General features: G+C 57.7%; 23 protein-coding genes and 1 pseudogene. 16 read left to right on the plus strand and 8 right to left on the minus strand.

Going from position 1 to position 23534, the window contains the following annotated elements:
* Positions 1–19: 19 nt before the first annotated feature.
* Positions 20–808 (plus strand): sulfotransferase, encoded by a 789-nt coding sequence (locus tag SYN9616_RS0111465; RefSeq protein ID WP_198015176.1) that lies wholly within the window; start codon positions 20–22, stop codon positions 806–808.
* On the opposite strand, the gene SYN9616_RS0111470 is transcribed toward SYN9616_RS0111465, so the two are convergent.
* Positions 779–1840 (minus strand): 3-deoxy-7-phosphoheptulonate synthase, encoded by a 1062-nt coding sequence (locus SYN9616_RS0111470; protein WP_028953207.1) that lies wholly within the window; start codon positions 1838–1840, stop codon positions 779–781. The genes SYN9616_RS0111465 and SYN9616_RS0111470 overlap by 30 nt on opposite strands.
* 130 nt (positions 1841–1970) lie before the next feature.
* On the opposite strand from SYN9616_RS0111470, the gene acnB reads away from it, so the two are divergent.
* From acnB to SYN9616_RS15770, 3 genes are read left to right on the plus strand one after another with little or no spacing between them, the layout of a single operon-like run.
* Entirely contained in the window at positions 1971–4553 is a 2583-nt protein-coding gene (gene acnB / locus SYN9616_RS0111475; RefSeq protein ID WP_028953208.1) for a bifunctional aconitate hydratase 2/2-methylisocitrate dehydratase, read from the plus strand.
* Complete coding sequence (locus SYN9616_RS0111480) at positions 4522–6015, plus strand: ClC family H(+)/Cl(-) exchange transporter (RefSeq protein WP_051411030.1); 1494 nt, start codon at positions 4522–4524, stop codon at positions 6013–6015. The genes acnB and SYN9616_RS0111480 overlap by 32 nt, the downstream gene beginning before the upstream one ends.
* A gap of 56 nt (positions 6016–6071) precedes the next feature.
* The gene (locus SYN9616_RS15770; protein ID WP_051411031.1) at positions 6072–7691 is read left to right on the plus strand and encodes a radical SAM protein; all 1620 of its coding nucleotides are present in this window, start codon (positions 6072–6074) and stop codon (positions 7689–7691) included.
* On the opposite strand, the gene SYN9616_RS16625 is transcribed toward SYN9616_RS15770, so the two are convergent.
* Both SYN9616_RS16625 and purU read right to left on the minus strand, forming a co-directional pair.
* Complete coding sequence (locus SYN9616_RS16625; RefSeq protein WP_028953210.1) at positions 7576–8847, minus strand: O-antigen ligase; 1272 nt, start codon at positions 8845–8847, stop codon at positions 7576–7578. The genes SYN9616_RS15770 and SYN9616_RS16625 overlap by 116 nt on opposite strands.
* Before the next feature lie 5 nt (positions 8848–8852).
* A complete protein-coding gene (gene purU, locus SYN9616_RS0111495) occupies positions 8853–9707 on the minus strand; it encodes a formyltetrahydrofolate deformylase (RefSeq protein WP_028953211.1) in 855 nt (284 codons plus the stop codon).
* A 72-nt stretch (positions 9708–9779) separates the two neighbouring features.
* On the opposite strand from purU, the gene psbQ reads away from it, so the two are divergent.
* From psbQ to pstS, 3 genes are all read left to right on the plus strand, one after another.
* The gene (gene psbQ / locus SYN9616_RS0111500) at positions 9780–10229 is read left to right on the plus strand and encodes a photosystem II protein PsbQ (protein WP_028953212.1); all 450 of its coding nucleotides are present in this window, start codon (positions 9780–9782) and stop codon (positions 10227–10229) included.
* Between the two features lie 8 nt (positions 10230–10237).
* The gene (locus tag SYN9616_RS0111505; RefSeq protein WP_369791947.1) at positions 10238–11317 is read left to right on the plus strand and encodes an NAD(P)/FAD-dependent oxidoreductase; all 1080 of its coding nucleotides are present in this window, start codon (positions 10238–10240) and stop codon (positions 11315–11317) included.
* 61 nt (positions 11318–11378) lie between these two features.
* Entirely contained in the window at positions 11379–12374 is a 996-nt protein-coding gene (gene pstS, locus SYN9616_RS0111510) for a phosphate ABC transporter substrate-binding protein PstS (protein WP_028953214.1), read from the plus strand.
* 115 nt (positions 12375–12489) lie between these two features.
* On the opposite strand, the gene dnaK is transcribed toward pstS, so the two are convergent.
* Positions 12490–14409: a molecular chaperone DnaK gene (gene dnaK, locus SYN9616_RS0111515; RefSeq protein WP_028953215.1), complete on the minus strand. Its 1920-nt coding sequence runs from the start codon at positions 14407–14409 to the stop codon at positions 12490–12492.
* Between the two features lie 116 nt (positions 14410–14525).
* On the opposite strand from dnaK, the gene SYN9616_RS0111520 reads away from it, so the two are divergent.
* The 4 genes from SYN9616_RS0111520 (at position 14526) to SYN9616_RS0111535 (ending at position 16748) form a co-directional block, all read left to right on the plus strand.
* On the plus strand, positions 14526–15398 hold the full coding sequence (locus SYN9616_RS0111520; RefSeq protein WP_028953216.1) for a shikimate dehydrogenase: 873 nt from the start codon (positions 14526–14528) through the stop codon (positions 15396–15398).
* A 24-nt stretch (positions 15399–15422) separates the two neighbouring features.
* Positions 15423–15896 (plus strand): Tic20 family protein, encoded by a 474-nt coding sequence (locus SYN9616_RS0111525; protein ID WP_028953217.1) that lies wholly within the window; start codon positions 15423–15425, stop codon positions 15894–15896.
* Between the two features lie 79 nt (positions 15897–15975).
* A complete protein-coding gene (rpsF, locus tag SYN9616_RS0111530; protein ID WP_028953218.1) occupies positions 15976–16350 on the plus strand; it encodes a 30S ribosomal protein S6 in 375 nt (124 codons plus the stop codon).
* A gap of 104 nt (positions 16351–16454) precedes the next feature.
* Positions 16455–16748 carry a hypothetical protein gene (locus SYN9616_RS0111535; RefSeq protein WP_051411119.1) on the plus strand — a complete coding sequence of 98 codons (294 nt, stop codon included), beginning with the start codon at positions 16455–16457 and terminating at the stop codon, positions 16746–16748.
* Here the strand turns inward: SYN9616_RS0111535 and SYN9616_RS0111540 are convergent.
* Positions 16740–17951: an argininosuccinate synthase gene (locus SYN9616_RS0111540; protein WP_028953220.1), complete on the minus strand. Its 1212-nt coding sequence runs from the start codon at positions 17949–17951 to the stop codon at positions 16740–16742. The two genes, SYN9616_RS0111535 and SYN9616_RS0111540, sit on opposite strands and share 9 nt — an antisense overlap.
* Positions 17951–18145 carry a hypothetical protein gene (locus SYN9616_RS0111545; RefSeq protein WP_051411120.1) on the minus strand — a complete coding sequence of 65 codons (195 nt, stop codon included), beginning with the start codon at positions 18143–18145 and terminating at the stop codon, positions 17951–17953. Before SYN9616_RS0111545 ends, SYN9616_RS0111540 begins: the two co-directional genes overlap by 1 nt.
* Before the next feature lie 70 nt (positions 18146–18215).
* On the opposite strand from SYN9616_RS0111545, the gene SYN9616_RS0111550 reads away from it, so the two are divergent.
* From SYN9616_RS0111550 to SYN9616_RS17715, 4 genes are all read left to right on the plus strand, one after another.
* Positions 18216–18467: a DUF3134 domain-containing protein gene (locus SYN9616_RS0111550; protein WP_028953222.1), complete on the plus strand. Its 252-nt coding sequence runs from the start codon at positions 18216–18218 to the stop codon at positions 18465–18467.
* A 72-nt stretch (positions 18468–18539) separates the two neighbouring features.
* Positions 18540–19661 (plus strand): phospho-N-acetylmuramoyl-pentapeptide-transferase, encoded by a 1122-nt coding sequence (mraY, locus tag SYN9616_RS0111555; protein WP_028953223.1) that lies wholly within the window; start codon positions 18540–18542, stop codon positions 19659–19661.
* A gap of 4 nt (positions 19662–19665) precedes the next feature.
* Positions 19666–19914, plus strand: coding sequence for a hypothetical protein (locus tag SYN9616_RS0111560; protein WP_028953224.1), 249 nt, complete (start codon positions 19666–19668; stop codon positions 19912–19914).
* Positions 19915–20082, plus strand: a complete 168-nt coding sequence (locus tag SYN9616_RS17715; RefSeq protein WP_198015177.1) for a hypothetical protein — start codon at positions 19915–19917, stop codon at positions 20080–20082.
* A 3-nt stretch (positions 20083–20085) separates the two neighbouring features.
* On the opposite strand, the gene SYN9616_RS17415 is transcribed toward SYN9616_RS17715, so the two are convergent.
* Positions 20086–20649, minus strand: coding sequence for a hypothetical protein (locus tag SYN9616_RS17415; RefSeq protein WP_156918788.1), 564 nt, complete (start codon positions 20647–20649; stop codon positions 20086–20088).
* A 145-nt stretch (positions 20650–20794) separates the two neighbouring features.
* On the opposite strand from SYN9616_RS17415, the gene purT reads away from it, so the two are divergent.
* Positions 20795–21961, plus strand: coding sequence for a formate-dependent phosphoribosylglycinamide formyltransferase (gene purT / locus SYN9616_RS0111570; protein WP_028953226.1), 1167 nt, complete (start codon positions 20795–20797; stop codon positions 21959–21961).
* 49 nt (positions 21962–22010) lie between these two features.
* Here the strand turns inward: purT and SYN9616_RS15775 are convergent.
* Positions 22011–23366 (minus strand): annotated as a pseudogene (locus SYN9616_RS15775) (glycosyltransferase); the annotation flags it as partial.
* Between the last annotated feature and the right edge of the window lie 168 nt (positions 23367–23534).

Below are 23534 nucleotides of genomic sequence, written 5' to 3' on the forward strand. Positions count from 1 at the left end.
TTAATTCAAATTTATCACATTGGCAAGGGCCCACCCAAGCCTTAACCAAATTACCGAAAAAAATTGGAAACCTACGCATGGAGGCTTATCATCATCAAAGATTGGCGATCAAATGCATGATAAACTGTTGATAACAAACCTTTTAAGGATGCAAGACACGAGTTTGCCCAAGGTATTTGTTATTGGACATCACAAAATTGCTACCCGTAGTATTCATCAGCTTTTCAAAGTAGATGGCTACAAATCAATCCATTGGAAAGGAGGTCATATTGCTGAAACGATGCTGCACAACATGAGAATGTCGCAGCCGCTGCTTCAAGGCATCGACAATGCTTTGGTCTACTCAGATATGGAATATGTCCACGATGATGGAGAATTTTTTTATGGACATCGACTGTTTCCAATTCTAGATCTCCAATATCCAGGTTCGATATTTATTTTCAATACTAGAAATTTAGAGTCCTGGATCAAGTCCCAGCTTGCCCATAAATCAAAAAAATCAGGGCTTTACGTCAGGCGAATCAGGAAAGGCCTGAGAACCACATTTCCCGATCGCAAAATCAACAACAATGACGTCATTAAGATGTGGCGTCGTACTTGGCAGCAACATGAGGACGAGGTCAACAGATACTTTTCAGGAAAAAATAATTTATTAAGAGTCGATATAGAAAGCACAGAGAGCAAAAAACAACTCATTACCTCCCTGAGACATTACGGTTATCAACTCACGAGTGACGATCTTCCATATGTTGGCGCCACTCCAAAAAAAAGAAAAATCTCAGACCGTCAAAGCAAGTCCCCTAACTGAGCCCGCCAACTCTTTTAAAAGCGTACGAGTGGTGTCGATACTGATGCAGGCATCCGTGATGCTCTGGCCGTAAGACAGCATTGAAAGATCGGACGTCAATTTCTGGCTACCTTCCACAAGATGACTTTCAAGCATCACGCCCATGAGTGATGTGGAACCACTGCTGACCTGTTCAGTGACTGCTTTCAGAACATCCGCCTGACGCCGATAGTCCTTGTTGGAATTGCCGTGGCTGCAGTCCACCATCAATCGATCAGGTAATCCGGCCGCGGCCAGCTCACTGGACGCAGCCTGAACAGCTTCATGGTGGTAATTGGTGCCCCTATTGCCACCTCTCAAAACAAGATGTCCATTGGGATTACCGGTGGTGCTGACGATCGATGCGTGACCTTCGTGGTTAATACCCAGAAAATGGTGCGGTTTGGAGGCCGCCTGCATCGCATTGATCGCGATGGTGGCACTCCCATCCGTACTGTTTTTGTACCCAATCGGCATGGACAACCCGGATGCCATCTCCCGATGAGTCTGACTTTCCGTGGTGCGGGCTCCGATCGCTGTCCAGCTGATCAAATCGGCGATGTACTGCGGCACAACCGGATCCAGTAGTTCCGTGGCAGTCGGCATCCCCTTCCTGGCCAGATCAAGCAGCAATCCCCGGGCACGGCGCAACCCGGTGTTGATGTCGTACGACCCATCCAGATGTGGATCATTAATCAACCCCTTCCAGCCAACTGTTGTGCGGGGTTTCTCGAAATACACCCTCATCACAATCTCTAATTCAGCAGCGTGTTGTTGACGAATTGGTGCCAGATGTTTGGCGTACTCCCTCGCCGCATCAACATCATGGATAGAACAAGGACCGACGATGACCAGCAGTCGATGATCCTCGCCACGAAGGATGGCTTGGATACGACGACGAGCGGCAGCAACCGTTTCGATGGCCTTCGCGTCAATCGGCAAATCACCGTGAAGCAGGGCCGGCGCGACCAACGGTCGCGTTTCCACCACATGGAGATCGGAGGTGGTGGCCATTGAGCATTGGAAAGACTGCTCAAGGCTACGCACCCCTGCACGATGGGCCCGGACCATTCCCATCCGGACCTTTCCCATCCGGACCGTGCCAATGAAGAATGGTTTTCTGTTCCGTTGATATCCCGTCTTCATGCTGAGCGCTTACCGCACGCTGGCCGCCGACCGGGAAGCCCAAGGCATCCCGGCACTACCGCTCAATGCTGAGCAAGCAAAAGGCCTGACTGAGCTGCTGGAGAAGCCACCGGCTGGCGAAGACGAGGCGTTGTTGCATCTGCTCAGCGAGCGCATTCCGCCCGGGGTCGACGAAGCGGCCTATGTGAAGGCGAGCTGGCTGAGCGCTATCGCTCAGAGTGAGGTGACATCACCTCTGGTTTCCCCACTCGAGGCCACAGAGCTGCTTGGGACCATGGTGGGGGGCTACAACGTGGCGGCGCTGATCGAACTGCTCGGTCACACGGATGACAGCCTGGCCGGCTGTGCTGCCGAGGGGCTCAGCCGCAACCTGCTGGTGTACGACGCCTTCAACGAGGTGATGGAGCTGGCGTCGAGCAACCGTTTTGCCAAGCAAGTGGTCGACAGCTGGGCATCGGCGGAATGGTTCACATCCAGACCTGAGCTGGCCAGCGAAATCACCGTCACCGTCTTCAAGGTGGACGGGGAGACCAACACAGACGACCTCTCGCCGGCCACCCACGCCACCACCCGTCCGGATATCCCACTGCATGCCCTGGCGATGCTGGAAACCAGGGATCCCGAAGGCCTGGACACAATCGCCGCTCTCAGGCAGAAGGGACATCCCGTGGCCTACGTGGGCGATGTGGTGGGCACGGGAAGCTCACGCAAAAGCGCCATTAATTCGGTTCTCTGGCATACGGGCAACGACATCCCTCACGTCCCGAACAAACGAGCGGGTGGCGTGATCCTCGGCGGGAAAATCGCCCCGATCTTCTTCAACACCGCCGAGGACTCCGGCGCATTACCAATCGAATGCGACGTCACGGTTCTAAACACCGGAGACGTGATCACTATCCGGCCCCGCGCCGGCACGATTGAATGCAACGGAACGGTTGTGAGCCGCTTTGAGCTGAGGCCCACCACGATCAGTGATGAAGTGCGTGCCGGAGGTCGCATCCCTCTGATGATCGGCCGGGCCTTGACCGACAAGGTGCGTGCCCAACTGGGACTGCCTCCGTCGGACCTGTTCATTCGCCCCACCGCTCCAAAGGACACCGGCAAAGGCTTCACCCTGGCCCAGAAAATGGTGGGCAAAGCCTGCGGTCTGCCAGGAGTTCGCCCTGGGACAAGCTGCGAACCGCTGATGACCACCGTCGGCAGCCAGGACACCACCGGGCCGATGACGCGGGATGAAATGAAGGAACTGGCTTGCCTGGGCTTCTCCTCGGACTTGGTGATGCAGAGCTTCTGCCACACCGCCGCTTACCCCAAACCGGTGGATCTGCAGACGCAGAAGGACTTGCCGGATTTCTTTGCCCAACGTGGCGGCGTCGCCCTACGTCCCGGCGACGGCATCATCCACAGCTGGCTGAACCGAATGCTGCTGCCAGACACGGTGGGGACCGGTGGTGACAGCCACACCCGCTTCCCACTGGGCATCTCCTTCCCAGGTGGATCAGGCGTGGTGGCTTTCGCTGCGGCCATCGGCGCCATGCCGCTGGACATGCCCGAATCGGTGCTGGTGCGGTTCAGCGGCTCGCTTCAGCCCGGTGTCACCCTGCGCGACGTGGTGAATGCCATCCCCTGGGTGGCAATTCAGAAGGGGTTGCTCACGGTGGAGAAATCCAACAAGAAAAATGTGTTCAATGGTCGGATCATGGAAATCGAAGGGCTTCCGGATCTGAAACTCGAGCAGGCCTTTGAGCTCACCGATGCCAGCGCCGAGCGATCCTGTGCCGGCTGCACCATCAAACTCTCGGAAGAGACCGTTGCTGAATATTTGCGCAGCAATGTTTCGCTGCTGAAGAACATGATTGCCCGTGGTTACAGCGACGCCCGCACCCTGGCTCGTCGGGTTCATGCGATGGAGGCATGGCTTGCTGACCCCCACCTCATGGAAGCGGATCAGGACGCCGACTACGCGGAAGTGATCGAGATCAATTTGGATGAACTGACCGAACCGGTGCTGGCTTGTCCGAATGACCCTGACAACGTGAAATTGCTCAGCGAAGTGAGTGGCGAGCCAATCCAGGAGGTCTTCATCGGCTCCTGCATGACCAACATCGGTCACTACCGGGCCGCCGCCAAAGTGCTTGAGGGGTCGGGAACAAACAAGGCACGACTCTGGGTTTGCCCACCCACCCGGATGGATGAGGACACACTCAAAACCGAGGGCTACTACGCGACCTTTGAAGCTGCCGGCTCTCGGATGGAGATGCCGGGTTGTTCACTCTGCATGGGTAATCAGGCTCGCGTGGACGACAACACGACTGTGTTCTCAACCAGCACACGCAATTTCAACAACCGGCTCGGCAAAGGCGCGCAGGTGTACCTGGGCAGCGCTGAGCTGGCAGCGGTCTGCGCTCTGCTGGGGAAAATTCCAACACCTGAGGATTACCGCAGCATCGCCGCAGCGAAGATTGATCCGATCTCGAGCGAGCTCTACCGGTACCTGAACTTCGATCAGATTCAAGGATTTGAGGATCAAGGACGGGTGATGAGCCCGGATGAGGAAGCCGCTGTACTCGCCGAAGCCTGATCCAACACACCAGGTGCCTTCTCTGAGCGAACCGAAGCAACGACGCCATCATCTCGGCTCAAGCAGAAGCATCAGGAACCTGCTTGAGCGCCGCTGGCTGGTGGTCGTTCTTGCGCTGGCGCTCACAGGCCTGGGTGCTGCGATCACCGGGATGCTGTTCAAAGGCGGCATCAATCTCCTGCGAGATTGGCGCCTGGCCCTGCTGGATGACTTCCCTGCATGGGTGGTCCTGCCGGCACTCGGAGCCCTCGGAGGACTGGTGTCCGGTTGGTTGGTTACCAACTTCGCTCCAGCAGCAGGCGGTGCTGGCGTGACCCACATCATGGGATTCCTGCGTCACCGCTCGGTGCCCATGGGGCTGCGGGTGGGCCTGGTCAAACTGGTTGCCGGAATCATTGCCATCGGCAGCGGTTTTCCGCTGGGACCGGAAGGCCCCGCTGTCCAGATGGGAGGGTCCGTGGCCTGGCAGATGTCCCGCTGGTTGAAGGCCCCCGTGGCCTTTCGGCGCGTGATCGTGGCCGCTGGCAGCGGCGCCGGAATCGCCGCCGTTTTCAGTGCTCCGATCGGTGGTTTCATCTACGCGATCGAAGAACTGCTCCACTCAGCCAGGCCGGTGGTTCTGCTGCTGGTGATCATCACCACCTTCTCCGCCGATACCTGGGCAGATGTGATCGGCTTCCTGGGACTCAACCCCGGCGGCAGTGGCCTGCATCAAACCCTGGGTTTTCAGCTGCAACGTGAATTCACGCCGATGGTGGACTTTCTGCCGATCGACCTGGCCTATCTGATCGCGCTCGGAGCCGTCATCGGCGTTCTGGCAGAGCTTTACTGCCGTTACGTGCTTGTGATGCAGCGCCAGGGCAACCACTGGTTCGGCAATCGGTTGATTCTTCGCATGACCCTCTGCGGACTGGTTCTGGGAGGCACCTACGCCGTGTTGCCCGACATCTTCCACAACACAACAGAGCTCAAGGTGTTGATCGCTGAAGGGAATGCAGGAATCCCACTGGCACTGGGTGGATTTTTGGTGATGTTCTTCACCACAGGACTGGCCGCCGCCTCAGGAGCACCTGGAGGGTTATTCATGCCGATGCTCACCCTTGGTGGAGCGATCGGTCTGGCCTGCGGCGGCTGGGTGGAAACGCTCACCGGTCACGTTCCCAGCACATACGTCTTTGCCGGCATGGGCGCCTTCGTCGCGGGCTGTTCGCGAACACCGATTTCGGCAATGTTCCTGGCCTTCGCTCTCACCAAGGATCTGCTCATCCTGAAACCGATCCTCGTGGCCTGTCTGATGAGCTTCGTCGTGGCAAGGCTGTTCCACCCACAATCAATCTATGAGCGCCAGATGGGAATGGAACTGGAAGTCGAGGAGGCACTGCAGATGAGGCTGGACCGACATCGGCGCCCATTCACGCCACCACCGCTGCCGGAAAGCGGGCGGGAAGGAGGCAACCTCTGAACCAGGAAACACTGCTGTTTGATCCGGCAGTACCGGAACCGAATGCTCTTCGGGCTGTGCTGGCTTTCCCGAGCACCTACTCGATTGGGATCACCAGCCTGGGATATCAGGTGGTCTGGGCCACCCTCGCCCAACGCCGAGACGTGGATGTTCGACGTCTGTTCACCGATCAAGGCGACCCCCTGCACCGTCGCTGCGACCTGTTTGGACTCTCCCTGAGCTGGGAACTGGATGGACCCGTGTTGCCGGACATGCTCAACCGTCAACGGATTCCGATCTGGTCCGCAGAGCGGGGCGACAAGGATCCAATCGTGTTCGGCGGCGGTCCGGTGCTCACGGCCAACCCCGAACCTCTCGCCCCGTTCTTTGATGCCGTGCTTCTAGGAGATGGCGAACAGCTGCTGCCGGCATTCATCAACGCCCTGCAGAGCTGCCGGTCCGCCCCTCGAGAGGAACGACTGCGGTTGTTGTCGAAAGTGCCAGGTGTTTACGTCCCGGCGCTGTATATCCCCCGCTACGACAACAGCGGCCAGCTGGTGGGCGTGGATCCGATCGACGCCGATGTCCCGGCGACCGTTGAAAAGCAAACCTGGCGAGGAAACACGCTCAGCCACTCCGCGGTGATCACCCCTGACGCTGCCTGGCCCGACATCCACATGGTGGAAGTGGTGCGCAGCTGTCCGGAACTCTGTCGCTTCTGCCTGGCCAGCTATCTAACCCTGCCCTTCCGAACGGCTTCTCTGGATGACGGCCTGATTCCTGCGGTTGAAAAAGGCCTCATGGCCACCCGGAGGCTGGGTCTGCTTGGGGCATCGGTCACCCAGCATCCGCAATTCAATGATCTGCTCCACTGGCTGGATCAGGATCGCTTTGATGACACACGCGTCAGTGTGAGTTCGGTGAGAGCCGCCACGGTGACGCCAGAGCTGGGTCGAATCCTGGCGAAACGAGGCAGTCGCTCCCTCACCATTGCGATCGAAAGCGGCAGCCAGCGCATGCGGGAGCTGGTGAACAAGAAACTCAGCGGCGAAGAGATCCAGGCGGCGGCCAGCCATGCCCATCAAGGAGGACTCAAGGGTCTGAAGCTGTACGGGATGGTGGGACTGCCCAGCGAAACCGACGACGATGTGGACGCAACAGCTGAGCTGTTGCTCAACCTGAAAACATCAACCAAGGGATTGCGCTTCACGCTTGGTGTGAGCACATTCGTGCCCAAGGCCCAGACCCCGTTTCAGTGGCAAGGTGTGCGACCGGAAGCGGAGAAACGGCTGAAACGACTGGCCAAACGTCTCAAGCCGAAAGGCATTGAATTCCGTCCGGAAAGCTATGGCTGGAGTGTGATCCAGGCCATTCTCTCCAGGGGAGATCGTCGTCTGGCCCCGGTGATTGCCGCCGTTGGTGAATCGCGAGAAAGCATCGGTGGCTGGAAGAAGGCCTACAGAGCTGCTCTCAACCATGAGCTGGACCCCATGCCAGGCCCGGAACTGCCAGCACCATCTCCCTGGAGTGATCTGGTTCAGGACACCTGGGAAGCATCAAGAATTCTTCCCTGGACCCATCTCAGAGGTCCGCTGAGTGAAGAGACACTGCGGAACCATCGTGATCTCGCTCTCGAGCGCCATGGTTCTGAAGAAAACCGCAGAGTCCGGCCAGCAGGATCCAGCCCAGAAGATTGAGACGACTATCGAAAAAAGGCAGATCCGTGGCATGCATGCCAACCAGAACAAGGCACGCCGCCCACCAAGCCCGATCCATCGGACCACTTCTGAGCATGCCCCGTTGCAGAGCCATCACCAGCAGAAGCAGCACCATGCCCACCACCAGAAAAGCAACGGGCCATCCGTGGCTCACGCCAAGCTCGATCGGAAGGTTGTGGGAATGGCCGTGCCACTTCCGCTGAGCGTGGATCGGATACAGAACGCTGAAGGCCGCGGCACCCCATCCAAACCAGGGTCTCTGACTGATCAACTGCAGGCCGAATCGCCACTGTGCCAAGCGGGTGAGGCTGTCCGTGGACTGTCCTTCCAGGAGACGCTGACGCAAGCTGCTTGGCAGCAGAGCCTCGGCCCACTGCTGAATCGCTGAGGGCACGCCAGGCAGGACAGCCAGCAGCAAAGGTGCTGATAGCAGAAGAAACAGAGGGAGCAGCCACCACCACTGGGCAGGGCCCAGCACCCAGGGCACAGCCAGTGGCAAAGACGCCATGGCGTTCCTTGAGCGGGTAAGCACCACAGCCACAACGATTGCCACGGACAGCAGGAACGCCAGAGCGCGACACCAGGGGGGGTCCCGACGCGCCAACACCGCCGCCAAGGCAAACGACCAGACCACGGCCAGCCAAGCACCAGCGATGTTGGCGTAATCAAACAAACCGGACAAACGACCCTCTGGCTGGCCACCGGGAGCGAGAAACCAGATGATTGCTCCGCCGAACAATTGCCATGGGCCCGTCCAACCCAGCTGCATCTGGCCAAAACCAGTGATCAGAACCGGCACTGTGCCCGCCAACAACAAGCGAGCCGCTCGCTGACGGCGCGAGGCTGTGAGCAGGAAGGGACGAAACGCCCAGAAACCCCAGAAGAAAGGAATCCAGTTCGCGAGTCCGGCCCAGGCCAGGCCAGCGTCCGCCGCCAACAACGCACTGATCAGCATCAGAACCGTTGCCAGCAGCAGGGGACTCATCCAGGGGTCGGTCAGTGGAGTCTCGGACCGACCACAACTGCCAGCCAGACAGGTCACGAACAGACAAACACCAGCGAGCAAAGCGCTCGATGGCAACAGAAACAAACCCAGCTGAAAAGCCAGCCAACCCGGTGATTTGATCTGGAACAAACCCCTCACGCGAAGACAGCTGTACGTCCGCGATAAACGATCACCTGCCGTCGTAGATGCAACCGCAGTGCACGTGCCAAGGCCATGCGCTCGGTGTCGCGTCCTTTACGAATCAGATCCGCCACCTCATCGCGGTGACCGACAGGAACGGTTGTCTGCTCAATGATCGGACCATCGTCCAACTCCTCCGTCACATAGTGCGCCGTGGCGCCGATCAGCTTGACGCCACGGTCCCAGGCCCGCTGGTAGGGCTGAGCCCCTTTGAACGCCGGCAAAAAAGAATGGTGGATATTGATCACATCGGGGAATCGGGCCAGGAATTCCCCGCTCAACACCTGCATGTATTTGGCAAGAACAGCCAGCTCGATCTGGTTGTCCTCCAGTAATCCGAGAATGCGTCGCTCCACCTCAGGCTTGTTCTCCCGGCTGGAGGGTATGCAAACAAAGCGAACGCCGAATCCTGAACAGAGAGCCTCCAGATCCGGGTGGTTGGCAATCACCAACGGCACCTGCATCGGCAGCTCGCCACTCTGGACACGCCAGAGCAGATCCACCAGACAGTGACTCTGTTTGCTCGCAAAGATGGCGACCTTCGGCCAGGCATCTGAAAAGTGGAGCTTTGCCTGCCCAGACAGGCGGTCAGCCAAAGCCTGTGCGGCTGCAGGCAGAGCCTGGCGAGGAATCCCAAATCCCTCCAGCTCCCATTCGATCCGGCTGAGAAACACGCCAGCGCCGGCATCGGTGTGGTGGTCTGCATGACGAATGTTGCCACCGTTGGCTGCCACCCAGCCGGCAAGCTCACTCACCAGTCCAGGCCGATCCGGACAGATCAGCTGCAGGATCACAGTGGCTACCGACACGGAAACGCTTTGAAAAGCTGATTCTCCCGTGGCGGAGGAGCTGGTTAAAGTCCTTCAACCCTTGAATTTCCAATGCTGAACGCCCTGCGCCGTTTCGCTGCGTTCTGCCTCTGCATCGCCCTCTCTCTGGGAGTCCTCGCGCCGGCAGAAAGCCATGCGGACACCGCCAAACCCGAAGACATGGCCGTGATCCGTCGCCAGGCGGAAGCGTTCATGAGTGCCGAAAAACGTCTGCCGGAACTGGCCAAGCTGGTGAGCGACGAGAACTGGGTTTTCACGCGCAACCTCATCCACGGTCCTTTGCAGGAAGTGGGGAGAGAAATGCTGTACATCAATCAGCGTTTGAACCGATCGGAGCGCAAACAGGCAGACAAGCTGGCCCGATCCCTGAAGACAGCGCTCGCCGAACTCGATGAAGCATCCCGGCTTCAGGATCCAGCCAGGATGCAGCGGGCCTACAGCGCTGTGGCGGCAGGCTTCGATGCCTATTCCGATGTGATTCCTGAAGAGGCGCTCAGCTGAACCAGTCGATCGCCGTTGTCGGTGCCGGTGTCGTTGGCGCCGGCACCGCCTGGCATCTCGCCCAATGCGGCTATTCGGTCTGTCTTTACGACCCAAGACTTGGTGCGGCGGTCGATTCAGACCAGATCAACGGGAATCGGAACGGAACCAGTGCCTCCCTAGGGGTGCTGATGGGTCACGTTTACCGACGACACAGCGGTCGTGGCTGGCGATTGAGACAGCGAAGCATGGCCCTTTGGCCGCAATGGATCAAAGCCCTGCAGACCTTTGAACCTGATCTGCGGCTTCAGAGCCCCCTGATCCAGCTGGCCGATGACGACGACGTTCTGAAACGGATGCAAGGCCTGGTTGAGCGTCGCAAGGGCCTTGGCCTGCAGCTGATTCCAGCAATGGATAATCCCGTGCCCTGCCTCGGTGGGTTGAGCTCCTTACGGGACGGCCGGCTCGAACCATTGATGCTGCAACGTGCCCTTCGTCTGGCCATGGCCACTGTTTCCGTCCAGCAACACCCAGCAAAGGTGCGAAACCTGAAACGAACCGGAACGAACGGTGACCCACGCTGGCGTGTCGAAACCGGTGAAGAGAGTTGCCAGGACTACGAGGCCGTTGTGATCTGCACGGCTCTCAACAGCGATGGGTTGCTGGCTCCATTGGGCCACGAGCGACCCATGACCCCGGTGCTTGGCCAGGTCATCGATCTTGAGCTCAAGGATGGGCCTTCGAACTGGAAGAACTGGCCGGCGGTGCTGAGCGTCCAGGGCTTCAACCTTGTTCCAAAGCAACCGGGTCGTCTGCTGCTTGGAGCCACCTTGGAGCCTGGAGCCGAAGCCGACCCAAGTGCTCTCAAGCTGATGCTCGATCGCCTTGGTTCGACGCTGCCATGGCTCAAGTCAGCCACCCCAGTCGAGCATTGGTGGGGCCTGCGGGCAAGGCCTGTCGATCGGCCTGCACCTCTCCTTGAACAGCTGGAACCAGGCCTGCTACTGGCGTCTGGCCACTACCGCAATGGTGTGTTGTTGGCGCCAGCCACGGCGGAATGGGTACAGAAAGGCCTGAATCGTTCATCCGCGATGTTTACCAGTTCTTAAATCAACACTGAACGCTCTTAACTAATGTCCGCGTGGAAAATGTTCACCAGTGACCAAATTCATGCGTCGTGTCCACGCCCATCGGGCCCTGATGGCCATCGCTGGTGTCTCGACAAGCCTGACCCTTGCATCCTGTGGCGGAGGCGGTGAGCAAATCAAAGGTTCACTCAACGCTGCCGGCGCATCATTTCCAGCTGCGATCTACCAGCGCTGGTTTCAGGAATTCGCTCCTGAAGGCGTCAGCGTGAATTATCAGTCGGTGGGCTCCGGTGCAGGGGTGCGTCAGTTCACCGCCGGCACTGTTGATTTCGGTGCGTCCGACAAACCGATGAAGGACGAAGCCATCGCCAAGGTGAGTCGCGGTGTTGTGCAAATCCCAATGACAGCCGGTGCGATCGCCGTGGCTTACAACAACCCTGACTGCGATCTTTCACTCACCCAAAAACAACTAGCGGGCATCTTTCTCGGACAGATTGAGAACTACAGCGAACTCGGTTGTGCCGACAAGGCGATCAATGTGGTTCACCGGTCCGATGGCTCCGGAACCACCTACAACTTCACGAAACATCTGGGAGCCATCAGCCCTGAGTGGAAAAAGAATGTTGGTTCAGACAAGTCGGTCAAATGGCCAACCGGTGTTGGAGCCAAAGGCAATGAGGGTGTGGCTGCCCAGCTGAACCAGATCGCTGGAGGCATCGGCTATGTGGAATTGGCCTACGTGAAGGGTGATCTTCAGGCGGCTGCCGTGCAGAACGCCTCTGGTGAACAAGTGAAGCCCACCAATGCCACTGCCAGCGAAGCGCTGGGTTCCATTGACCTAGGCCCCGATCTGATCGGAGGCAATCCAAATCCGGAAGGGGGCTATCCGATCGTCACCTTCACCTGGGTGCTGGCCTACGAAACAGGCAATGGTGACAAAACAGCTGCCCTGAAGAAAACGTTTGAGTTCATGCTCTCCGACAAGGCTCAAAGCCAGGCCCCCGACCTTGGTTATGTGAGTCTGCCGGCAGAAGTCGTCGAAAAATCCCTGGCTGCCACGCAGAAGATCAGTGATTGATCTCTGATCTGAATTCAACGGACTGAATGCAACGTCCAGAGGATCAGGACAAGAAAAAGGGGCCCAATGGGCCCCTTTCCATTCGCTGAGATCAACCGATTTCAAGCTCAGGCGATCACTTGGACTCGGTGAATTCGGCATCGATGACGTCATCGGCGGAAGGACCGGAACCGTTACCAGCCGCCGCTCCATCTCCAGCATCGCCACCCGGTGCAGCGCCACCTGCTTCAGCTCCAGCTTGCTGATAAACAGAGGCCCCGACGGTGTAGAGCTCCTGCTGAAGTTCCTCCAGCAGAGTCTTCATCGCGTCGTAGTCATCCTTATCGACGGCCTCTTTGAGCTTGAGGCGCTTCTCCTCAAGCTTGGCTTTGGCATCGGCATCGACCTTGTCACCCAGCTCACCCATCTGCTTCTCAGCCTGATAGACAAGCGTTTCAGCCTGATTCTTCAGGTCGATCTTTTCGCGCTTCTCCTTGTCAGCGCTGGCGTTGGCCTCGGCATCCTTGACCATCTTGTCGACCTCGGAATCCGAGAGGGTCGACGCGCCGGTGATGGAGATCGACTGCTCCTTGCCGCTGCCCTTGTCCTTGGCGGTGACGCTGAGGATGCCGTTGGCATCAATGTCGAAGGTCACCTCGATCTGGGGCACCCCCCGTGGAGCCGGAGGGATGCCATCAAGACGGAAGGTTCCGAGCGACTTGTTGTCGGATGCCATCTCGCGCTCACCTTGGAGCACATGGATTTCGACATTGGTCTGACCATCCACCGCGGTTGAGTAGGTCTCCGACTTCTTGGTCGGCACCGTGGTGTTGCGGCTGATCATCTTGGTCATCACACCGCCGAGGGTTTCGACACCCAAGGACAGGGGAGTGACGTCCAGCAGCAGGATGTCCTTGACCTCACCGGCCAGCACACCGCCCTGAATGGCAGCACCAACGGCGACCACTTCGTCGGGGTTGACGGTCTGGTTGGGATCTTTACCGGTGATGCGCTTGACCAGCTCAAGCACGGCCGGGATGCGGGTGGAGCCACCCACCATCACGATTTCGTCCAGCTCACCGGAGGAGAGCTTGGCGTCCTTGAGCGCCTGCTCAACAGGCATGGCGCAACGGTCGATCAGCTTGGAGGCCAGTTCCTCGAACTTGGCGCGGGTGAGGGTGAGATCCAGGTGCTTGGGACCCTCAGGGGTTGCCGTAATGAACGGCAGGTTGATCTCGCTCTGTGTGGCGTTGGACAGCTCAACCTTGGCCTTCTCAGCAGCCTCAGTCAGACGTTGCAGAGCCTGCTTGTCCTGACGCAGGTCGATGCCTTCGTTGGACTTGAACGTTTCAGCCAGATGATCAACGATCACCTTGTCGAAATCGTCACCGCCGAGGTGGGTGTCACCGGCGGTTGAGAGCACCTCAAACACGCCGTCACCGACTTCCAGAACGGAGACGTCAAACGTGCCGCCGCCGAGGTCGAAAACCAGGATGCGCTCGTTGCTCTTCTTGTCGAGGCCGTAGGCCAGAGCTGCCGCGGTGGGCTCGTTGATGATGCGCAGAACCTCAAGACCGGCGATCTTGCCGGCGTCCTTGGTGGCCTGACGCTGGGAGTCGTTGAAGTAGGCGGGAACGGTGATCACCGCCTGGGTGACGGTTTCGCCGAGGTACTTGCCGGCGTCTTCCGCCAGCTTTCGCAGCACCTGGGCTGAGACCTCTTCAGGGGCGAACTGCTTGTCGAGAACCGGGCACTTCACCTTGACGTTGGAGCCGGCCTTCTCGACGCCGTAGCTCACTTCCTTGGACTCCTCATTCACCTCATCAACCCGACGGCCGATGAAGCGCTTGACGGAATAAAAGGTGTTGTCGGGATTCATCACCGCCTGACGTTTGGCGATCTGTCCGACCAACTGGTCCTGGTTCTTGGTGTAAGCAACCACGGAGGGCGTCGTACGGAAGCCCTCGGCGTTGGCGATGACGGTGGGCTTGCCACCCTCCATCACGGATACGCAACTGTTCGTGGTGCCAAGGTCAATGCCGACAACCTTGCCCATCGGTGCCCACCTCCTGAAAATGCGGTTCTGAACCACGTCATCTTCATCAGCAGAGCCCTGGACAGGCGAGGTGTGGTTCCCGAACAGGCAGGCTGGATAAGCGATCCGGCGCAAGAATGATCAACGGTGGAACAGCTCTGCTGGGACTGCTCGGTGATCCGGTGCGGCATTCCCTATCGCCTGTGATGCAGAACGCTGCTCTGGAGAGGATGGGGTTGAACTGGTCGTACATCCCACTGCCCTGTGAGAGCCGGAATCTGCGGGAGGTTCTCCAGGGACTGCACGCTGTCGGCTGTCGAGGCCTGAATGTCACCATTCCCCACAAGCAGAACGCGGCCGCGCTCTGCGACGAACTCAGCCCATTGGCGAAGCGCCTTGGTGCCGTGAACACCCTGATTCCTCTTGATTCCGGAGGGTGGCGTGGGACTAACACCGACGTCGAGGGATTTCTGGCCCCATTGGAAGAAGTGAGGGACTGGCAGGGCCGACGTGCACTGGTCATCGGCAACGGAGGATCGGCTCGGGCGGTGGTGGCAGGTCTGCAGACCCTTGGACTTCAAGCACTCACGGTGGTGGGCCGACGCAGTGAAGCCCTATCCAGCTTCATCTCGGAACTCTCGTTAGAGCAGTCTCCAGTGGATGGCTGCCTGGTCAGCGATCAAGAAGCGCTGCAGGATCAGATCAGATCAAGCGATCTGGTGATCAACACCACGCCGGTCGGCATGGCTGAACACGACGATGCCGATGGCTTACCCCTGGGGCTCGCGGTATGGAACAACCTCTCGGACAACACAACGCTTTACGACCTGATCTACACACCGCGGCCGACACCATGGCTGGCGCTGGGGCAGAAGCAGGGGCTTCACTGCATCGACGGTCTGGAGATGTTGGTGCAGCAGGGAGCCGCTGCACTGAAGCTCTGGAGCGGACGTGACGATGTTCCCGTCGATGCCATGCGCGCCGCAGCCGTCTCGGTACTGAAGCTCTAGCTTCAACGCAGCTTTCGACGTGTTGTGGAGATTCCCCTTTGGCAGCGAGTTGTGGCTCCGCTGGTTTATCTGCTGCCCTGGAGCGATGCGATTCCGTTTGGAGGGCCCCTGTTTCAGCAGTACCCATGGCTGCAATGGTTCACCCTCCCCGTCCTTCCCCTGGCCCTGCTGGAGCGCAGCATTCCCTTCGGACTGGGAGGCCTGCTGCTGTTCTTCGTCCTCTTTCTGGCGGTGGTGCGCAACCCTTCGGTGCCCTATTTCCTGCGCTTCAACACGCTCCAGGCACTGCTGACTGACATCATCCTGGTCGTGCTCGGATTTGCCTTCACGATCCTGCTGCAACCCCTGGGAGGCAGCGGACTACTGATCCGAACGCTCTCCAGTACCGTCGTCATCGCCACTCTGGCGATCCTCGTGTTCGCCCTGGTGGAGTGCCTGCAGGGACGTGAACCAGACCTCCCGGGGATCAGCCAGGCCGCACGCATGCAGCTGTATTGAGAAGGAGGAGACTCGCCAGGGGATAAGGTGTTGGATTCGTCGCTCACTCAGTGAGCCTGAAGCCCCTTCGGAGCAGTCCATGACGCAAGATCCCTACTACGAGACCATGTACATCCTTCGGCCGGATATTCCGGAGGAGGAAGTCGAAAGTCACGTCACCAAATACCGCGACATCCTCGTTGAGACGGGTGCCGAGGTGCTGGACAACCAGATGCGCGGCAAACGGCGCCTGGCCTATCCAATCAACAAGCACAAGGAAGGGATCTACGTCCAGCTCAGCCACAATGGCGATGGACAGCACGTCGGCGTTCTTGAAAAAGCGATGCGGCTCAGTGAGGACGTGATTCGCTATCTCACCGTCAAACAGGAAGGTCCACTGCCCGCTCCCAGGGTGGTTCCAGGCAGTGAGCCTGCGCAGCAGACACAGGAAGCGGCAGCAGCCCCAGCGGGCTAACTGCAGGCTTCAGAGTGAACACGGTTGTGTGCTGGTTGGGCGGGCGATAGCGTCCGCTCATGGATCCCGTCGACCCCTTCCATCAGGCACCAGAACCGGATTGGATGAAAACATCCAACCAGGGCTCCGATGTCGAAGCCCTGAAAAGCAGGATTGAGGACCTTGAAGATCAGGTGAGGGCCTATGAAGCCCTGCTGGACGACCTACCCGATCTGTTCGAGCGGAAATTCCAGCAACGCCTTGAGCCACTGCTCGAGCGATACCGTTTGCTCGCTGAACAATCGACTGACCCTCACGCCGGCAATCCGCCAATGGTGACGGGTGGTCCAACAAATGTGGTGCGTTTGCCGATGCCGAACATTCCTGCGCTGCTTCGCCGACGCCAACGATCAGCCTGACTTGCGCTTGTTGGCTGCCCAGAGACGGATAGGCAGGCCCCAGACGTAGATAAATCCCTCTGCAGCACGATGATCAAACTGATCGTCGCTGCCGTAGGAGGCCATCGACGGAACATAGAGGCTGCTCTCTGAGGAGCCGCGGCCGATCACGGTCGCATGACCCTTGTGCAGACGAAGCCGAACAATGCCGTTGACGTGTTGCTGCGTGCGATCCATGAAGCCATCCAGCGCATCTTTGAGCGGACCAAACCAAAGCCCCTGATAAACCAGGTCGGCCCATTGCATTTCCAACTGGCGTTTGCTGCGCAGCACATCAGCTGCCAGGGTCAGACTCTCCAGGTCCTGATGGGCCTGAATCAACAGCAGCAACCCAGGGGTTTCGTAAATCTCACGGGATTTGATTCCAACAACGCGGTTTTCGATCATGTCGAGACGCCCGATCCCATGAATCCCAGCCAGACGGTTGGCTTCACGGATCATCGAGACCGGATTGAGAGGCTCTCCATTGATTGACACCGGATCACCGGCCTGAAAACGGATTTCAATCTCCTCAGCGCGATCGGGTGCTTGATCAACAGAGGCCGTCATGGCGAACACTTCCTCTGGAGGAGCCACCATGGGATCTTCCAATGGACCGGCCTCAATGCTGCGCCCCAGCAAGTTGAGATCAATGGAGTAAGGCGATTTCTTGCTCACCGGAGCAGGGATTCCATAACGCTCGCCATAGGCGATCGTCTCCTCACGACTCATACCCCACTCCCGGGCCGGTGTTAACACCTTCAGATCCGGTGCCAACGCGGCGATCGCCACGTCAAAACGCACCTGGTCGTTGCCTTTGCCCGTACAGCCATGGGCAACGGCATCTGCACCCATCTCCCGTGCAACCTCAACAAGTCGTCTGGCGATCAGAGGGCGCGCCAGGGCTGTGGATAGGGGGTAACGGCCCTCATACAACGCATTCGCACGGATCGCAGGAAAGGCGAATTCCTCAATAAAAGGCTGCACCAAATCACCAACAAGCGATTGACTCGCTCCTGCATCGAGAGCTTTCTGGCGAATCGGCTCCAACTCATCGCCCTGACCGAGATCTGCAGCGAAGGTGATCACCTCCTCCACACCCCACTCCTGGATCAGATAGGGGATGCAGACACTGGTATCGACCCCGCCGGAATAGGCAAGCACAACTTTTTTGGCGCGGCCCATCAGAGGGACTCCTGTTCAAGGTCGACTGATTCTCCCTTCCCGGGGACCAGCAACCAGAGACCCAGCACAAGCGCTGGAGCAGCGATGAACAGCAGCACCAGCGGCAGCGGCGCGCTGAGAGGTTCCGGATGCGATGAACCCCATTGACGCAAAAGAAGACTGATCACCAGGGCTGATCCCCAGGTTCCAACCATCACAAAAGCCTTGTTCAATGAAAGAAGGTTGGGCGTCGTCTATGTTGAAGGATTGAAGGCGTGCGGCGGCATGAGCGCTCTCGACAGCATCAACCCTTCTCTCACCCGCTACGGGCGCAGGGATCCGGCGCCGGTGCTTCCGCTGCGAGAGGAGCCCGATCTGCTCAGCTGGCTGGAAGCCAGCGGACGGCTTGTGGCTGATGAAGAATCAGGATCGCCGGAAGTGAGCACCGTTGAAGAGGAGGAACTCTCCGCTCTGATGGGTGAAAAAGAGGAATACAACAACGCAGACGAGCAGAACGAGGAGCAATGGGAAGACTGAGGCATTGCCCGTTCACCAGGGTGGTCGAGGCCGGTCAGCTCACGTAAGTTTTCTGCGTCAGATCCGTCCTTTGTGAGCGATTCAGCCCGTCTCCCCTCATCGAGTCGGCCCATGCCGTGGTGGGAAAACGGATCCCTAAGTGCCGGACTGCTGATCCTGGTGGTGATTAGCAGCAGTTTTGCCTCTGACAAATGGATCCCCAATGCCCAGCTGAGCCTTCCTCTGCTGATCGCCACGTTGATGGCGTCCATTGCAGCAGCCGTAGGAATTCCGCGGCTGAGAGCTTTGAAAATGGGACAGGTCATTCGTGAGGAGGGACCACAAGGCCACCGCAGCAAAGCCGGAACTCCCACGATGGGGGGACTCCTCGTCGTCCCCGTCGGCACGATTATCGGCAGCCTTGTGAGTGTGAGCGGCAGCGCCGCTCAGCAGTTGCTGGCCATAGCAGCCGTCACCCTGGCTTACATGGTGATCGGCGGATTCGACGACTGGCAAAGTCTCACGAAAAAGACCAATACAGGCTTAACTCCACGCGGAAAACTGCTGCTGCAGGCCTTAGCAGCAGTGATCTTTCTGGCGGTGGCTGCTTGGCAGGGATGGATCAGTGATCAGGTATCCCTGCCCTTCGGGATCACACTGCCACTGGGCTTGATGATCTGGCCTCTGGGATTGTTCGTTTTTCTGGCCGAAAGCAACGCCACCAATCTCACCGACGGACTCGATGGTTTGGCCAGCGGCTGCGGGGCCCTCGTCTTCATGGGCATGGCGGTCCAACTCATGCTCCGCGGCCACTCCGGCGATCCAGCCATCGCCGGTTTCTGCATGGCCATGGCAGGCGCCTGGCTCGGTTTTCTGATGCACAACCGCAATCCCGCCCGTGCCTTTATGGGCGACACGGGTTCTTTGGCCATGGGAGCCGCCCTCAGTGCCGTTGCGCTCCTCTCGGACAGTCTCTGGCCTCTGTTGCTGATGGGTGGTGTGTTCCTGGCGGAATCGCTCTCAGTGATTATTCAAGTGTGGGTGTTCAAAGCCACTAAAGGTGCAGACGGACAAGGCCGCCGGGTTTTCAGGATGGCGCCGTTACATCACCACTTTGAACTGGGTGGCACCAGCGAGCGCACCGTGGTGCCATGCTTCTGGCTGGCCACACTCGGCATGGTGATTCTTGGCCTTGTGCTTCGACCAATCGGCTGACCTGATGACGTACTTCACCTGGAGAGAAAAAGGACTGACCGGCGATTGCGCCAGCCTTGAGGCCATGGCTGCTCGATTTGAGGAATCCGCCAGCTTGATGCGGCGGATGGCCGATGAAGGTTTTGTGTTGAACCGCAATGGAACTGAACAACGCATCACCCATCCAGATGCTGCTGTGTTCAAAGCATGGGGATTCATTAGCGAAGAATCCCCTGTGCGTCAGCTCACATTGATGCCCGATTTAGACGATTAAATGGAACAATTGCTCTCAACCGTGGCCGATCTATTGTCCGCTGCAGCGTCAGACCCAGACAGGGTTTTGCGCTGGGGACTTGTTTATTTCGGAATCTCCTCAATTGGCTTTATCGCCGTTTGGTTAATTGGAGAAATTCGCAGCCAAAACAAAAATACTAACGGTTAAATCTTAAATCTGACCATAATCCATCAAGAAATGGGCTGCAACATGATTTGTGCTTGTGATGGATGATGAGACTGTTACCCCAGGCACGTAATAAGAAGTATCTGTCGCTTCAGCTTCCCATGAATCCATGAAGAAATTTGCTGAATGAAGAGTGTCCTGATAATCAGGCCAATCAGAAGATGTCTCAGCTTTTATATGATACTTGCCATTTTTTTTCTTGACATTTTTAATTGTGACCGCATGATTATGCCATTCTCCATCGTCTTGATAACTGGTGATGACTCCCTCCGGTAAATCACTTTCTTCATAATATGTCTTGAATTGTTTGGCAAGCTTTTTCAGATTCATTGATCCAATAAAACGATCAGCTCGATCCGAAAAAGCGATGATATCGGTACCATCTTCTGGATCAAAAACAAAGGCTTTGTTGCCACTTTTTTTTGATTTTACCTCGGCATCTCCGGCGCCGAAACTAAATATCCATGAATATTGTGTTGTGCTATCTGGAATATATGATGTTGTTGTTTCTGTTGTAGTGGGATCCGTTGAGCCAGTCCACTGAGACATGATGTGTTGAACGTCATTCTTCAGTAATAGCTCATTGGGCTGATGACGACAAAATTCAAATCAATCACTGGATGGATCAGTGATTGATTACAAGGGCTCCTTCCGGTGCTCTGGTTGATTGGTGTCACCGCCACAGAAGCCAGTCATGAGCCTCTTTCCCCGCACCGTGATGCTTCTGGGAAGCGGAGAACTAGGAAAAGAGGTTGTCATTGCAGCCCAACGACTGGGATGCAGGGTCATCGCCTGTGATCGCTATGGCGGTGCTCCAGCGATGCAAGTCGCCGATCTCGCAGAGGTTCTGGACATGACTGATGCCCAGGCTCTGCTGGAGGTCGTACGGCGTCACCGCCCCGATGTGGTGATCCCAGAAATTGAAGCCCTCGCCGTCAGCGCCCTGGCGGAATTGGAGCAGGAAGGCATCACGATCATTCCCACAGCCAACGCCACGGCTGTGACGATGAACCGTGATCAGATCCGAGATTTAGCCGCAGGAGACCTCGCTCTGCGAACCGCTCGCTTCGCCTATGCCAGCAGTGTCGAAGAACTGATCCAGGCAGCAGAACCACTGGGGTGGCCTGTGGTGGTGAAACCTGTGATGAGTTCTTCAGGTAAAGGGCAAAGCATCGTTGAGGGTCCGGAAGGACTGGCGAATGCTTGGTCCAACGCCATGGATGGTGCGCGTGGCATCTCAACGCGCGTGATCGTGGAGGAATTTTTGCAGTTCAACCTGGAGATCACCCTTCTCACCGTGCGTCAACACAGTGGCGAAACCCTTTTTTGCCCACCAATCGGACACGAACAAGAACGGGGCGACTATCAATGCAGCTGGCAACCAGCCGAGCTCAGCCCCCGGCAACTCAATCAGGCGCAGGCAATGGCCCGCACCGTGACAGACCATCTCGGTGGGGTTGGTCTGTTCGGCGTTGAGTTTTTCCTCTGCGATGAAGAGGTGATTTTCTCCGAACTTTCACCACGTCCTCACGACACGGGTCTGGTGACGCTGATCAGCCAAAACCTGAGTGAATTCGAGCTCCATCTACGTGCGGTTCTCAATCTGCCAATTCCAAAACTGCGAACAGCGGACGCTGCGGCAAGCCGGGTGATTCTCGCTGAACAGGCTTTGCAATCCGTGAGCTACGCGGGCGTGGAGGATGCCCTTGCAGAACCAGACACCAAGGTGCTCCTCTTCGGCAAACCGAGTGCCCGACCAGGCCGACGCATGGGTGTGGCGCTGGCCAGCGCTGAACAGTTGACTGAGGCCCGCTCAAAAGCAGACCGTGCAGCTGCCTGCATCAAGGTGCGATCGAACTGACGAGGGAACGTTGATGCTTGGTCCAAGCGACTGGGACGGGAGCTGCCACAGAGCCCAGCGAGGAAACGTGGTGATGCTGCTGTTGCAGGAGAGCCAGATAGGAATCGACATGGGCATCCCAGCTGAAGTGACGATTGACGGAGTTCAGACCGTTTTCACTCCATCGAGTCCAACGCTCTGAATCAGCCGAAACCTGTTCCAGGGATGTCTGCAGATCGACGGGATTGGTCACATCAACAAGAAGACCGTTGTTGCAACGGGCGTGGATATCGCGCGGCCCTCCATCATTCGTGGCCACCATCGGCAAGCCGCAGGCTGCGGCCTCCAAGAGGGTGAGTCCAAAGGGTTCCGTCAAAGCCGGATTGACAAACATGCCCTTGCGGTGGGCCGCCCACCGATAAAGCGCTGGAATCTGGCCGCGACGATGCCGTTTTGGATAAGCCACAATTCCATACAGCTCATAGCGGTCAACAAGGTCGAAGAGCTGCTGAAACACTCTGCGCTGCTGCGCTTCCTGCTGCTGAAGATCATCGCGACAGCCAAGGATGAGCACCAGATTGTGACGCTCTCGAAGCTCTGTTGAACGTCCAAAGGCCTCAACGAGAGCGGGAATGTTTTTGCGGCGAACGGCTCTCGAAATTGCCAAAAGTGGTGGTTTCTCGGGAACCCTCAGGAACGGACTCAGCAATGTCTCCACGCTCGCGCGCTCCTGAGGAGATCCATTGGGATGGAAACGGGTCGCATCAACTCCAGGTGGCACCACCACGGCACGATCTCGGCTGTACTGGCAATAACAGGAATATTGGTGATCAGCCTCCTGTCGCGTACTGGTGATCACCAGATCAGCCTGAGCCAGGGCCCGCTCCTCGGCCTTGATACGAGAGCTCATTGCATACGACTGTTCAACTTGCTGGAGATCAAGCCCTGCTGCCAACAACCGTCGCCGCTTTTCACAGCCGAGGGAGTGACCTGTGAAGATCAGCGGAATTCCCAGTCGTCGACTGACAATCGCCCCCACGCATCCGGCATCGGCGTAGTGGGCATGCAACCAATCAACCCCTTGGCCAGGCCGGCGTAGATGCTGCACCAGCCGATCGGCTAGTTCCTGCAGATATGGCCAAAGCAATTCCTTGCGGAGATAACCATCTGGGCCAAACGGAATCCGCAGAATGCGAGCACCTGGAACAATCAGCTCCTGGGGACAGCCATAGTCGCCCGCAACATTGGAATCCTTAACCAGGCGCGTCACGACGTCGACCTGTTCAACCTCAGGCCGTTTGGCCAGGCTGCGCACCAGATCCAGGACGTAAAGGGTCTGTCCACCGGTATCAGCATCACGACCAAGTTCCAGATCCCTGGACCGCAGAAGCCCATGCAGATGCAGATGCAACAGCCGGATGCCCATATGCAAGACCTCCCAAACAGCCGAAAGCACAAGTGCCTTCATGTTTTTGTTTAGGGTCGAAAGAGGGCGTTAAAGATGAAAAAAATATTTGATGTCGAGAGGATAAACGTTGAGCATTCTCCAGAACTCGCTCCCAGACTGGGGTTCTGGAGGTCAATTGACTAGACG

The organism is Synechococcus sp. CC9616 (genome assembly GCF_000515235.1).
Classification (GTDB): domain Bacteria; phylum Cyanobacteriota; class Cyanobacteriia; order PCC-6307; family Cyanobiaceae; genus Parasynechococcus.

Coding starts and splice junctions, on each gene's coding strand:
- acnB (WP_028953208.1), top strand. CDS start 1,971: ATGCTGAGCGCTTACCGCACGCTGGCCGCCGACCGGGAAGCCCAAGGC.
- SYN9616_RS0111480 (WP_051411030.1), top strand. CDS start 4,522: ATGAGGAAGCCGCTGTACTCGCCGAAGCCTGATCCAACACACCAGGTG.
- psbQ (WP_028953212.1), top strand. CDS start 9,780: ATGCTGAACGCCCTGCGCCGTTTCGCTGCGTTCTGCCTCTGCATCGCC.
- SYN9616_RS17415 (WP_156918788.1), bottom strand. CDS start 20,649: ATGTCTCAGTGGACTGGCTCAACGGATCCCACTACAACAGAAACAACA.
- purT (WP_028953226.1), top strand. CDS start 20,795: ATGAGCCTCTTTCCCCGCACCGTGATGCTTCTGGGAAGCGGAGAACTA.
- SYN9616_RS0111520 (WP_028953216.1), top strand. CDS start 14,526: ATGATCAACGGTGGAACAGCTCTGCTGGGACTGCTCGGTGATCCGGTG.
- pstS (WP_028953214.1), top strand. CDS start 11,379: ATGCGTCGTGTCCACGCCCATCGGGCCCTGATGGCCATCGCTGGTGTC.
- SYN9616_RS0111545 (WP_051411120.1), bottom strand. CDS start 18,145: ATGGTTGGAACCTGGGGATCAGCCCTGGTGATCAGTCTTCTTTTGCGT.
- SYN9616_RS0111535 (WP_051411119.1), top strand. CDS start 16,455: ATGAAAACATCCAACCAGGGCTCCGATGTCGAAGCCCTGAAAAGCAGG.
- dnaK (WP_028953215.1), bottom strand. CDS start 14,409: ATGGGCAAGGTTGTCGGCATTGACCTTGGCACCACGAACAGTTGCGTA.
- SYN9616_RS0111560 (WP_028953224.1), top strand. CDS start 19,666: ATGACGTACTTCACCTGGAGAGAAAAAGGACTGACCGGCGATTGCGCC.
- SYN9616_RS0111550 (WP_028953222.1), top strand. CDS start 18,216: ATGAGCGCTCTCGACAGCATCAACCCTTCTCTCACCCGCTACGGGCGC.
- SYN9616_RS0111470 (WP_028953207.1), bottom strand. CDS start 1,840: ATGGCCACCACCTCCGATCTCCATGTGGTGGAAACGCGACCGTTGGTC.
- SYN9616_RS0111540 (WP_028953220.1), bottom strand. CDS start 17,951: ATGGGCCGCGCCAAAAAAGTTGTGCTTGCCTATTCCGGCGGGGTCGAT.
- rpsF (WP_028953218.1), top strand. CDS start 15,976: ATGACGCAAGATCCCTACTACGAGACCATGTACATCCTTCGGCCGGAT.
- SYN9616_RS17715 (WP_198015177.1), top strand. CDS start 19,915: ATGGAACAATTGCTCTCAACCGTGGCCGATCTATTGTCCGCTGCAGCG.